General features: G+C 68.4%; 9 protein-coding genes and 2 tRNA genes. 10 read left to right on the forward strand and 1 reads right to left on the reverse strand.

Annotated elements, in window-relative coordinates; all coding sequences use genetic code 11:
- Nucleotides 1–346 precede the first annotated feature (346 nt).
- The 10 genes from dnaA (at nucleotide 347) to BFL37_RS13895 (ending at nucleotide 11,801) form a co-directional block, all read left to right on the forward strand.
- The gene (gene dnaA / locus BFL37_RS13850) at nucleotides 347–1,780 is read left to right on the forward strand and encodes a chromosomal replication initiator protein DnaA (protein WP_053773242.1); all 1,434 of its coding nucleotides are present in this window, start codon (nucleotides 347–349) and stop codon (nucleotides 1,778–1,780) included.
- Between the two features lie 550 nt (nucleotides 1,781–2,330).
- The gene (gene dnaN / locus BFL37_RS13855; protein ID WP_086515657.1) at nucleotides 2,331–3,482 is read left to right on the forward strand and encodes a DNA polymerase III subunit beta; all 1,152 of its coding nucleotides are present in this window, start codon (nucleotides 2,331–2,333) and stop codon (nucleotides 3,480–3,482) included.
- Nucleotides 3,483–3,502: 20 nt separating this feature from the next.
- Nucleotides 3,503–4,390 (forward strand): phosphogluconate dehydrogenase (NAD(+)-dependent, decarboxylating), encoded by an 888-nt coding sequence (gene gnd / locus BFL37_RS13860; protein WP_086515658.1) that lies wholly within the window; start codon nucleotides 3,503–3,505, stop codon nucleotides 4,388–4,390.
- Between the two features lie 7 nt (nucleotides 4,391–4,397).
- A complete protein-coding gene (gene recF / locus BFL37_RS13865) occupies nucleotides 4,398–5,612 on the forward strand; it encodes a DNA replication/repair protein RecF (protein WP_086515659.1) in 1,215 nt (404 codons plus the stop codon).
- Nucleotides 5,609–6,121: a DUF721 domain-containing protein gene (locus tag BFL37_RS13870; protein WP_012297501.1), complete on the forward strand. Its 513-nt coding sequence runs from the start codon at nucleotides 5,609–5,611 to the stop codon at nucleotides 6,119–6,121. The genes recF and BFL37_RS13870 overlap by 4 nt, the downstream gene beginning before the upstream one ends.
- Nucleotides 6,122–6,310: 189 nt before the next feature.
- Complete coding sequence (gene gyrB, locus BFL37_RS13875) at nucleotides 6,311–8,356, forward strand: DNA topoisomerase (ATP-hydrolyzing) subunit B (RefSeq protein WP_143331613.1); 2,046 nt, start codon at nucleotides 6,311–6,313, stop codon at nucleotides 8,354–8,356.
- Nucleotides 8,357–8,438: 82 nt separating this feature from the next.
- Nucleotides 8,439–11,123 carry a DNA gyrase subunit A gene (gene gyrA, locus BFL37_RS13880; protein WP_086515660.1) on the forward strand — a complete coding sequence of 895 codons (2,685 nt, stop codon included), beginning with the start codon at nucleotides 8,439–8,441 and terminating at the stop codon, nucleotides 11,121–11,123.
- Complete coding sequence (locus BFL37_RS13885) at nucleotides 11,116–11,523, forward strand: DUF3566 domain-containing protein (RefSeq protein ID WP_011931227.1); 408 nt, start codon at nucleotides 11,116–11,118, stop codon at nucleotides 11,521–11,523. Before gyrA ends, BFL37_RS13885 begins: the two co-directional genes overlap by 8 nt.
- 48 nt (nucleotides 11,524–11,571) lie before the next feature.
- Nucleotides 11,572–11,648: transfer RNA gene (locus tag BFL37_RS13890), tRNA-Ile, on the forward strand.
- Between the two features lie 80 nt (nucleotides 11,649–11,728).
- Nucleotides 11,729–11,801 (forward strand) — tRNA-Ala (locus BFL37_RS13895).
- 166 nt (nucleotides 11,802–11,967) lie between these two features.
- Here BFL37_RS13895 and BFL37_RS13900 read toward each other — a convergent pair.
- A complete protein-coding gene (locus tag BFL37_RS13900; RefSeq protein WP_241534088.1) occupies nucleotides 11,968–12,594 on the reverse strand; it encodes a hypothetical protein in 627 nt (208 codons plus the stop codon).
- Nucleotides 12,595–12,687 lie beyond the last annotated feature (93 nt).

Below are 12,687 nucleotides of genomic sequence, written 5' to 3' on the forward strand. Positions count from 1 at the left end.
GTGATTATCCACACGGACCGGCCATCCGCCCGTATCGACATGCCGCCATCGATAGGGTCGATTTGTCCTGATCTCCGACAGTGGCTACCGTGTGGCGTGGCCGCGACGCGTCGGGGATCGCCCGCGCGGTGCTGACGGCCCGTTCGCACACAGGGTGGATAACCCTGTGAGTAACTATGCTGTCCGCGGTCGCGGTACCCGGATGGTCCGCACCCTCGGAGCCTCCGGGGACGGACGCCGCACGCATGACCGCGACGCCCTTCCAGCGTCGACAGCAGTCCGCGCACCGAGTGGCGGCCCCGGCACCAGCCGAGGGACCGAGCCTGGTGACGGCAGATGGGGAAACATGTCCGACCGCTCCGACCCGACGCACGCGATCTGGCAGAAGGTGCTCTCCGCCCTCACGGCGGACGACCGGATCACCCCGCAGCTGCACGGGTTCATCAGCCTGGTGGAGCCGAAGGGCGTCATGACCGGCACCCTCTACCTCGAGGTCCCCAACGACCTCACCCGCGGGATGCTCGAGCAGCGCATCCGCGTACCCCTCCTCAACGCGATCGGCTCGCTCGACGAGGCGGCCGGCGTCAGCAACTTCGCCATCGTGGTCAACCCGGAGATCGCGCAGGACGCCTTCGCCCAGCATCCCGAGCCGGCCGCCGAGCAGCCGTACATCGAGACCCCGACGATCACGGCGCCCACGGACAACCCGGGTCTCCCCGCATCGCCCTCACGTGGCGACTCGCGCCTCAACCCGAAGTACGGCTTCGACACCTTCGTCATCGGCGGATCCAACCGCTTCGCGCACGCCGCCGCGGTCGCCGTGGCCGAGGCTCCGGCCAAGGCGTACAACCCCCTGTTCATCTACGGCGACTCGGGGCTGGGGAAGACCCACCTGCTGCACGCGATCGGCCACTACGCCATCAGCCTCTACCCGGGCATCCGGGTGCGGTACGTGAGCTCCGAGGAGTTCACCAACGACTTCATCAACTCGATCGCGAACAACCGGTCGTCGCTGTTCCAGTCGCGCTACCGCGACAACGACATCCTGCTGATCGACGACATCCAGTTCCTCCAGGGCAAGGACTCCACCCAGGAGGCCTTCTTCCACACCTTCAACACGCTGCACGACCACAACAAGCAGGTGGTCATCACGAGCGACCTCCCGCCGAAGCACCTCACGGGCTTCGAGGACCGCATGCGCTCGCGCTTCGAGTGGGGCCTCATCACCGACGTCCAGGCGCCCGACCTCGAGACGCGCATCGCGATCCTCCGCAAGAAGGCCCAGAGCGAGAAGCTGCAGGTGCCGGACGACATCCTCGAGTACATGGCCACCAAGGTCACGTCGAACATCCGCGAGCTCGAGGGCACGCTGATCCGGGTCACGGCCTTCGCGAGCCTGAACAAGACGCCCGTGGACCTCGCGCTCGTGCAGACGGTGCTCAAGGACCTGATCACGCTCGACGAGGACAACGTCATCGCGCCGGTCGACATCATCAACCACACCGCTGCCTACTTCAAGCTGACGGTCGACGACCTGTACGGCTCGTCCCGCTCGCAGGCGGTCGCCACCGCGCGGCAGATCGCGATGTACCTGTGTCGGGAGCTCACGAACCTGTCCCTGCCCAAGATCGGCCAGCTGTTCGGCAACCGCGATCACACCACCGTCATGTACGCCAACAAGAAGATCACCGAGCTCATGAAGGAGCGGCGGTCCATCTACAACCAGGTGACCGAGCTCACGAGCCGCATCAAGCAGAACCACCGCTACGGCAAGATGTGACGCTCCCGGCACGCGCTCCAGCGCGCGTGCACGAGACGGGGAACGCAGAAGGGGTCGGACCACGGGGTCCGACCCCTTCTGCGTGCGTGGGAGCCGTGGTGCCCTCCCCGCTCGGACGTTCGACCGCGGTGCGGTCGCTGGTGACGGTCCGCAGCCGTCCACGAAGGGGGGCACGGCCTCCGATCCGGCCGCATGCGCCGTTCCCCACAGTGTGCACAGAGTGTGGATAACTGTGGAGAACCGCCGGAGCGGATGTGGGTCCGAGGACCTCGCCTGTGGAACCGGCCCCGTCGCGTCGTCGTCGTTCCGCCGAGTCCCCAGGCCGCTCCACACCCGTCCCACAACTTCCAGACGTGTAGTTCCCTCTCGACGACCGGGACTCCGGGAGTTGTCCACAGATTCCACAGCGGTTAAGACTATTGATCCTTAAACCCTTCATTGGATGTCGCCCAAGAACCTCAGGGTGTGGAGGGATCCGAGGGGGCCGGCGTCCCTCGCGGCACGGCTAGCATTGAGCGACAAATCTTCCGCTCATCGAGGGGTCCACAACGTGAAGTTCCAAGTCAACAGGGACGTCTTCAGCGAGGCGGTGTCCTTCGCCGTGAAGCTCCTGCCGCAGCGCACGACCCTCCCGATCCTCAGCGGAGTGCTCATCGAGGCGACCGAGGACGGACTGACGCTGTCGTCGTTCGACTACGAGGTCTCGGCACGGACGCAGATCCAGGCGGACATCGAGGAGGCCGGGCGCGTGCTCGTCTCCGGTCGCCTCCTCGCCGACATCGCCAACCGCCTGCCGAACGCTCCGGTGCGGTTCACGACCGAGGACTCCAAGATCACGGTCTCGTGCGGATCCGCCCACTTCACGCTGCTGAGCATGCCCGTCGAGGAGTACCCGACGCTGCCCCAGATCTCCGAGCAGTCCGGGCTGCTGCCTGCCGAGCAGTTCGCCGCCGCGGTGTCCCAGGTCGCGGTGGCTGCCTCGCGGGACGACGTCACCCCCGTCATCACGGGCGTCCAGCTGGAGGTGGGGGAGACGAGCCTCGGGCTCATCGCCACCGACCGCTACCGCGTGGCCGTGCGGGAGATCGACTGGGACGGCGGCGACTCCACGGGCGACGGCACGAGCCGCACCGCGCTGGTGCCCGCCCGCACGCTGCAGGAGATCGGCAAGACCTTCGGCCACAGCGGGACCATCTCCGTCGCGATCACGGACACCGACGATCGCCAGCTCATCGCGTTCAGCGCCGACAAGAAGACCGTCACGTCCCTGCTGATCCGCGGCAACTTCCCGCCGGTCAAGCGCCTCTTCCCCGAGACGGTCGACAACTACGCGGTCATCAACACCGCCGACCTGATCGAGGCGACCCGGCGCGTGCAGCTCGTGCTCGAGCGCGAGGCCGCGCTGCGCTTCACTTTCACGATCGACGGGCTCACCCTCGAGGCCATCGGCTCCGAGCACGCGCAGGCATCGGAGAGCATCGACGCCCTCCTCACCGGCGTCGACACCGTGGTGTCGTTGAAGCCCCAGTTCCTGCTGGACGGCCTCGGCGCCGTCCACTCCGAGTTCGTCCGCCTCTCGTTCACGAAGACGGACAACCCCAACAAGCCCGGCCCCGTGCTCATCACGAGCCAGTCCTCCAAGGACCAGGCCGGCGCTGACAACTACCGGTACCTGCTGCAGCCGAACCTGCTGCTGCGCTAGACCGCGATCAAGGAGAGAACATGCACATCGGACTCGTCGGACTCGGCAAGATGGGCGCCCGCATGCGCGCGCGCCTCGAGGCGAACGGCATCGAGGTGACCGGATACGACACGAACCCCGACGTCTCCGACGTGGCCACCCTCGCGGACCTCGCCGCCGCGCTCCCCACCCCGCGCCTCGTCTGGGTGATGGTCCCGGCCGGCAAGGTCACGCAGAACGTCGTGGGCGACCTCGCCCGCATCCTCGAGCCGGGCGACCTCGTGATCGACGGCGGCAACTCCAAGTTCACGGACGACTTCGCGCACGCCGGACTGCTCAAGGAGAAGGGCATCGACTTCGTCGACGCCGGCGTCTCGGGCGGCGTCTGGGGCCTCGAGAACGGCTACGGCCTCATGGTCGGTGGCCCCGAGGAGCAGGTCCAGCGGGCCATGCCCGTGTTCGACGCCCTGCGCCCCGAGGGTCCGCGCGAGGAGGGCTTCGTCCACGTCGGCGACTCCGGCGCGGGTCACTACGCGAAGATGGTCCACAACGGCATCGAGTACGCGATGATGCAGTCGTTCGCGGAGGGCTACGAGCTCCTCGCGGCGCGCAAGGACATCATCAAGGACGTCACGGGCACGTTCGAGGCGTGGCAGCGCGGCACGGTCGTGCGCTCCTGGCTGCTCGAGCTCCTGGTCAAGGCGCTCAAGGAGGACCCGGGCTTCGAGGACATCGAGGGCTTCGTGCAGGACTCCGGCGAGGGCCGCTGGACCATCGAGGAGGCGCTCGACAACGCCGTGCCCATGCCCGCCATCAGCGCGTCGATCTTCGCTCGCTTCTCCTCCCGCCAGGAGGACTCCCCGGCCATGAAGGCCGTCGCGGCGCTGCGCAACCAGTTCGGCGGCCACTCGGTGCAGAAGAAGTCCTGACCACCGGATGATCGTCCGTCACCTCTCCCTGGGTGACTTCCGCAACTACACCCGCGCGGACGTCGAGCTCGTTCCCGGTGCGACCCTCTTCGTGGGCAGCAACGGGCAGGGCAAGACGAACCTGGTGGAGGCGCTGGGCTTCCTGAGCACGCTCGGGTCGCACCGCGTCTCCACCGACCAGGCCCTCATCCGGCAGGGTGCGGAGTCGGCCGTGATCCGCGCGCTGCTGCAGCACGCGGGCCGGGAGCTGCGGGTCGAGGTGCAGATCAACCGATCGGCGGCCAACCGCGCGCAGGTCAACAGCACGCCCACCAAGCCGCGCGAGCTGCCGCGGTACTTCTCGAGCGTGCTGTTCGCCCCGGAGGACCTCGCGCTCGTGCGCGGGGATCCGTCGGGCCGCCGTCGTCTGCTCGACCAGCTGCTCGTGCTGCGCGCTCCCCGGCTCGCCGGCGTCCTGTCGGACTACGACCGGGCGCTCAAGCAGCGGAACACCCTGCTCAAGTCGGCCCGTGCGCGGGGGATGAAGGCGGATCAGCTCGGCACGCTGGACATCTGGGACGAGCGTCTCGTCTCCATCGGCTCGCAGATCATCGCGGCGCGCGGCGCATTGGTCGAGGCCCTCCAGCCGGAGCTCGCGCGTGCCTACCTCGCGGTGGCGGGATCCGACCACGGCCCGTCCGCGCGTCCCGAGCTGAGCATCCTCGCGGACGACCCGGGGGAGGACGACGTCGTGGACGAGACCGGCGCCCGTGACGGGGGGAGGTTCACCCGGACCGAGGACGTGGTGCCCGTCTTCACGGCCGCCCTCGCGCGGATGCGTCCCCGCGAGCTCGAACGGGGGCTGACCCTGGTCGGCCCGCACCGCGACGACGTGCTGTTCCGGCTCAACGGGTTACCGGCGAAGGGCTACGCCAGCCATGGGGAGTCGTGGTCGTTCGCGCTCGCGCTGAAGCTGGCGTCGGCCGAGCTGCTCCGGCGCGAATCGCAGACGGGGGACCCCGTGCTGATCCTCGACGACGTGTTCGCCGAGCTCGACCAGGCCCGGCGCGGGCGGCTCGCGGAGGCCGTCACGGGCTTCGAGCAGGTGCTGATCACGGCCGCCGTGTTCGAGGACGTGCCCGAGCACCTGGCGGCGAACGCCGTGCACATCCGGGCGGGCGAGATCGTCGATGCTCCGGCCACCGCTCCGGCGCCCGACGACGAGGACGGGGGAGCGGCGTGATCCCCCGCGCTCCCGACGGCGGCCCGATGCCGGAGTCCGAGGCGGTCGCCGTCTACCGTCGATTCCGCCGGGTGTTCGGCGACGCATCCGTGCGATCGCCGTCCGCTCGCAAGCGCCGCGAGCAGAAGGCCGGCAGCTCGCCGTTCCAGCCGGGACGGGATCCCGACTCCCTCGGGAACGTCATGGACTCCCTCACCTCGCGCATGGGCTGGACCTCCTCCCTGTCGCAGGCCGAGCTCATGGCGGCGTGGACGACCATCGCCGGCGAGGAGACCGCCGTCCACTCCTCCCCGGTCGGCATCGAGGACGGCCTCCTCACGGTGGAGTGCGAGTCGACGGCGTGGGCGACGCAGCTCCGGCTGATGCGCGTGGAGATCACGACGCGCATCGCCGAGCGCTTCCCCGACGCGGGCATCCGGTCGATCCGCTTCCAGGGGCCGAACGCCCCGTCCTGGAAAAAGGGTCCCAGGTCGATCCCAGGGCGGGGTCCGCGCGATACCTACGGGTAGGGAGGCGAATCAGGTCACCCCCGCCACGAACGCGCCGCAGCGGGCCGGATAGAGAGGTGCGGAGCGTACTACTGCGATAGAATGAATGGTCGCCCGCAGTCCGAGGACGACGGCCGCCGGATCACCTCGTGATCGATGCGCGACCGCCGTCGGACAGGGGCGCGTCGACGCGGCAGGAGCCACCACTTCATGACATCGGATGCCTCACAGGACCTCCCCGACGACTCCACCCCCGACGAGGTGGAGATCGAGGAGACGCACAACGACTCCGACCACATCACCCGCCAGCAGGTGAGCAACGACTACGGCGCCAACGAGATCCAGGTGCTCGAGGGCCTCGAGGCCGTGCGCAAGCGACCCGGCATGTACATCGGGTCCACCGGCCCGCGTGGTCTGCACCACCTCGTGAGCGAGATCGTCGACAACTCCGTCGACGAGGCCCTCGCCGGGTTCGCCAGCGACATCCAGATCACGATGCGCAAGGACGGCGGCATCCGCGTCGTCGACGACGGCCGCGGCATCCCCGTGGACATCCACCCCGTCGAGGGCATCTCCACCGTCGAGCTCGTCCTCACCAAGCTGCACGCCGGCGGCAAGTTCGGCGGCGGCGGATACGCGGTGTCCGGAGGCCTGCACGGCGTCGGCAGCTCCGTGGTGAACGCGCTGTCCGAGCGCCTCGACGTCGAGGTCCGTCGCCAGGGCGCCGTGTGGCGCCAGAGCTTCACCATCGGCGTCCCGGACGCACCTCTCCAGAAGGGCGAGGGATCCGTCGAGACCGGCACCACGATCACCTTCTGGCCGAGCCGCGAGATCTTCGAGACCGTCGAGTTCGACTACGACACCCTCCGCGCTCGGTTCCAGCAGATGGCGTTCCTCAACAAGGGCCTCGCCCTGACGCTCCACGACGAGCGCGCCGGGGATCCCGCCGAGCACCGCACGGAGAAGTTCCTCTACGAGCGCGGTCTCGTCGACTACGTCGAGCACCTCGTGAAGGCCAAGAAGACCGAGGTCGTCAACGCCGACGTCATCGCCTTCGAGTCCGAGGACACGGTCAGGAAGATCAGCCTCGAGGTCGCGATGCAGTGGACCACCTCCTACACGGAGAGCGTGCACACCTACGCGAACACCATCAACACGCACGAGGGCGGCACGCACGAGGAGGGGTTCCGCGCGGCGCTCACCACGCTCGTCAACCGCTACGCGCGCGAGAACAAGCTGCTCCGCGAGAAGGACGAGAACCTCACGGGCGACGACGTGCGCGAGGGCCTCACCGCGGTCGTCTCCGTCAAGCTCGGCGAGCCGCAGTTCGAGGGACAGACGAAGACGAAGCTGGGCAACACCGAGGCGAAGGCCTACGTGCAGCGCATCGTCGGCCAGCAGCTCGGCGACTGGCTCGAGAAGAACCCGGCGCAGGCGAAGGACATCATCCGCAAGGGGATGCAGGCGTCCCAGGCACGGCTGGCCGCCCGCAAGGCGCGCGAGCAGACCCGGCGCAAGGGCCTGCTCGAGTCGGGCGGCATGCCGGGCAAGCTCAAGGACTGCCAGAGCAAGGACCCGGCGCTCAGCGAGGTGTTCCTCGTCGAGGGCGACTCGGCCGGTGGATCCGCGGTGCAGGGGCGCAACCCCACGACGCAGGCGATCCTTCCGCTGCGCGGCAAGATCCTCAACGTGGAGAAGGCCCGCCTCGACCGCGCGCTGCAGAACAACGAGGTGCAGTCGATGATCACCGCCTTCGGTGCGGGCATCGGCGAGGACTTCAACGCCGAGAAGGTCAGGTACCACAAGATCGTGCTGATGGCCGACGCCGACGTCGACGGCCAGCACATCACGACGCTGCTGCTCACGCTGCTGTTCCGATACATGCGCCCGCTCATCGAGCTCGGCTACGTGTACCTCGCGCAGCCGCCGCTGTACCGGCTCAAGTGGTCGAACGCCGAGGACCAGTACGTGTACACGGACGCCGAGCGCGACGCCCTGCTCGTGCACGGACAGCAGAACGGCAAGAAGCTCCCCAAGGACAACGGCATCCAGCGCTACAAGGGCCTCGGCGAGATGGACTACAAGGAGCTGTGGGAGACCACCATGGACCCCGCGACGCGGACGCTCATGCAGGTCACCCTCGACGACGCCGCCGGCGCAGACGAGACCTTCTCCACCCTGATGGGGGAGGACGTCGAGTCCCGCCGGAACTTCATCCAGCGCAACGCCAAGGACGTCCGGTTCCTCGACATCTGATCGACGGCGCGGCGGCCCCAGCGCACGCGGGCCGCCCGCCGGAACCGACTCCACGAACCATCGACCTCTGAACAGGACCTCCATGGCCGACGACACCACTCCCGATGACGAGCAGGGCACCGGAGCGAACCCGGGCGATGGCCAGGCTCCGTCGAGCGACGACGCCCTGCCCCAGGAGGGGGTGACGACGGCGTCCTCCGCCGCAGCCGCCTCCGACTCGCTCCCCGCCATCGTCGACCCGGACGCCACCGTCGTCGTCAGCCACGACCGGATCGCCCAGGTCGACCTCCAGCTCGAGATGCAGCGCTCGTTCCTCGACTACGCGATGAGCGTCATCGTGCAGCGGGCGCTCCCCGAGGTGCGGGACGGGCTCAAGCCCGTGCACCGGCGCGTCATCTACGCCATGTACGACGGCGGCTACCGACCCGACCGCTCCTTCTTCAAGTCGGCCCGCGTGGTCGGCGAGGTCATGGGCCAGTTCCACCCGCACGGTGACTCCTCCATCTACGACGCGCTCGTGCGCCTCGTGCAGCCGTGGAGCCTGCGGTACCCGCTCGCGCTCGGACAGGGCAACTTCGGCTCCGCCGGCAACGACGGCGCGGCGGCACCCCGCTACACCGAGACCAAGATGGCGCCGCTCGCCATGGAGATGGTCCGGGACATCACCGAGGACACGGTCGACTTCCAGGACAACTACGACGGCCGGACGCTCGAGCCGCAGATCCTGCCGTCGCGCTTCCCGAACCTGCTGGTCAACGGATCCGTCGGCATCGCGGTCGGCATGGCCACCAACATCCCGCCGCACAACCTCCGCGAGGTCGCGGCGGGCGCCCAGTGGCTCCTCGCGCACCCCGACGCGGACCGGGAGGAGCTGCTCGAGGCGCTCCTCGAGCGGATCAAGGGCCCCGACTTCCCGACGGGCGCCCAGGTGCTCGGCACCAAGGGCATCATCGACGCGTACCGCACGGGCCGCGGATCCATCACGATGCGCGCGGTCGTCGCGGTCGAGGAGATCCAGGGCCGGGTGTGCCTCGTCGTCACCGAGCTGCCGTACCAGGTCAACCCCGACAACCTGGCGATCAAGATCGCCGAGCTCGTGAAGGACGGCAAGCTCGGCGGCGTCGCCGACATCCGCGACGAGACCTCCGGCCGCACCGGCCAGCGCCTGGTGATCGTGCTGAAGCGCGACGCGGTCGCGAAGGTCGTGCTGAACAACCTCTACAAGCACACGCAGCTGCAGGAGAACTTCGGCGCGAACATGCTCGCCATCGTCGACGGGATCCCGCGCACGCTCGCGCTCGACGGGTTCATCTCGGCATGGGTCGACCACCAGATCGAGGTCATCGTCCGGCGCACGCAGTACCGCCTCAACGAGGCCGAGGCGCGCGCGCACATCCTGCGCGGCTACCTCAAGGCGTTGGACGCCCTCGACGAGGTCATCGCGCTCATCCGCCGTTCGGAGACGGTCGAGGTCGCGCGCAGCGGGCTGATGAAGCTGCTCGACATCGACGAGCTGCAGGCCAACGCCATCCTCGAGATGCAGCTGCGCCGGCTCGCAGCCCTCGAGCGCCAGAAGATCCAGCAGCAGGCCGCGGAGCTCGAGGAGCGCATCGCCGAGTACAAGCACATCCTCGCGACGCCGTCCGTGCAGCGAGAGATCATCAGCACGGAGCTGCAGGAGATCACCGACAAGTACGGAGACGACCGGCGCACGGAGATCATGCTCGGCTTCGACGGCGACATGAGCATGGAGGACCTCATCCCCGAGGAGGAGATGGTGGTCACGGTCACGCGGGGCGGGTACATCAAGCGCACGCGCATCGACAACTACCGCAGCCAGCACCGCGGGGGAAAGGGAGTCCGCGGCGCCCAGCTGCGTGCGGACGACGTGGTCGAGCACTTCTTCGTCACCACCACGCACCACTGGCTCCTCTTCCTCACCGACAAGGGGCGCGTCTACCGGGCGAAGGCGTACGAGCTGCAGGAGGCCGGCCGCGACGCCAAGGGCCAGCACGTCGCGAACCTGCTGGCGATGCAGCCGGACGAGGAGATCCAGCAGGTCCTCGACATCCGCGACTACCAGGTGGCGCAGTACCTCGTGCTCGCCACCCGCGACGGCCTGATGAAGAAGACCGCTCTGACGGAGTACGACACGAACCGCACGGGCGGCATCATCGCGATCAACCTCCGCGACGGCGACGCCCTCGTGTCGGCGCTGCTCGTGGACGAGGACGACGACCTGCTGCTGGTCTCGCGCAAGGGCATGTCGCTGCGGTTCTCCGCCGACAACTCCGCGCTCCGTCCCATGGGCCGGTCGACCTCCGGCGTGAAGGGCATGACGTTCCGCGGGGACGACACGCTGCTCAGCGCCTCGGTCGTCGGCGAGCAGGGCTACGTCTTCGTCGTGACCGAGGGCGGCTTCGCCAAGCGCACCGCCGCGGATCAGTACCGCGTGCAGAACCGGGGCGGCATGGGCATCAAGGTGGCCAAGCTGCAGGACGCCCGAGGGGACCTGGCTGGGGCCCTGATCGTGGCCGAGGAGGACGAGATCCTCGTCGTGCTCGCGAGCGGCAAGGTGGTACGGTCTGTCGTGGCCGAGGTCCCGGCGAAGGGCAGAGACACCATGGGTGTCGTGTTCGCCCGGTTCGCGGACGACGACAGGATCATCTCACTGGCCAAGAACTCCGAACGCAACCTGGTGGTCCCCGAAGCTGCGCCCGACGCGTCCGACGGTACCGCTGCTGGAAAGGGAACACCCGATGAGTAGTGTCGCCGAGAAGCTCGCGAAGAAGTCGTCGCGAGCCACCACCACCAAGCAGGTGCGTCTCAAGCTCGTGTACGTCGACTTCTGGTCGGCGCTGAAGCTCGCGTTCCTCTTCTCCGTGGTGCTCGGCATCATCACCGTCGTCGCCACGTTCCTCATCTACGTCGTCCTCCAGACCACGAACGTCTTCGGGACGGTCGACCAGCTCTTCCAGGAGGTCTCCGGATCGGCCGACTTCTCGCTGCAGGACGTCTTCGGCCTGGGTCAGGTGCTCGGCTTCGCCATCGTCGTGGCCGTCCTCAACATCGTCGTCGGCACCGTGCTCGGTGCCGTGGCCGCGCTGCTCTACAACCTGAGCGTGCGGATCACGGGCGGCGTCCTCGTCGGCTTCACCAACGCGTAGCCGATTGGGAGAAACGGGCAGGCGTACGGTAACGTGTACCTGCCCGATGGGGATATAGCTCAGTTGGTTAGAGCGCTTCACTGATAATGAAGAGGTCCCAGGTTCAAATCCTGGTATCCCCACCAACACCCCCGGATCCGCGTGATCCGAGGGCATGGCGGGCATCGAGTCGGTAGGTCGCACGGCGATCCGAGGCTCGCCGATCGGGGTCATAGCTCAATTGGTAGAGCGCCTGCTTTGCAAGCAGGAGGTCCGGGGTTCGATTCCCCGTGACTCCACATCTCGCCCGGTCTCGGGCCCCACGTGCTCGCCGAACTGGTGCTCGAGCCGCTTCCGTCCGCTCCGTGGGTACGACCGACGAGCCGCGCTCGCGGGGACGCGGCAGCATGACGAAGGCCCGGACACCTCTCGGTGTCCGGGCCTTCGTCGGATGCGGCGCGGCGATCAGCTCGCGGGCTGGTCCTTGGCGGTCGTGTCGACGGCCTCGGGCTCGTCGTCGGCGATCCACAGGTCGTCGTCCGCGCGGAACGTCTGGTACAGCGCGTAGCCGACCCCGCCGACCACGACGACGCCGAGCGCGATGAGGGCGACTCCGCCGAAGCCGAGTCCCTTCTTCGCCGGCGCGACCTGGGGCACGTAGCGGCCGACGTACGAGCGGCCGTTGTCGACGTAGTGCTTGCCGAACTCCTGCGCCTTGGAGGAGACCTTGCCGGCCTTCTTGACGGCGTCCTTCACCTGCTTGCTGTTGCGGATGCCCTCGGTGGCGGCGACCGCGGATCCGGCGGCACCGGCGACGGCAGGGAGGACCGTGTGCGTGAAGCCCTTGTACGCCGAGTCGGCTGCGGTGCGCACGCGGTCGGCGCCTGCCTCGTAGCCGGGACGGATGTGGTCGTCGACGCCGCGCTTGACGGCGGGGACGACGTGCTGGTCGGAGAGCTTGCGGGCGGTGTGCGCGGCCTCGGCCACGACGACGTTGGCCCGGTCGAGGACCTCGCGCTGCTCCTTGAGGACGGCGGCCGCGTGGGTGCGGAGCTTCGCCAACTCCTTCTTGTTCTTGCGTGACAGACCCAAGGGGACCTCCATCGGTGTGATTTCGCCAGGAATCCCAGTCTGGCACGGGTGCCTCTGCGGGCAAACACGATGGACCCTGTGCGTCCGCCGAGT

It is taken from the genome of Clavibacter michiganensis (assembly GCF_002151125.1).
Classification (GTDB): domain Bacteria; phylum Actinomycetota; class Actinomycetes; order Actinomycetales; family Microbacteriaceae; genus Clavibacter; species Clavibacter michiganensis_C.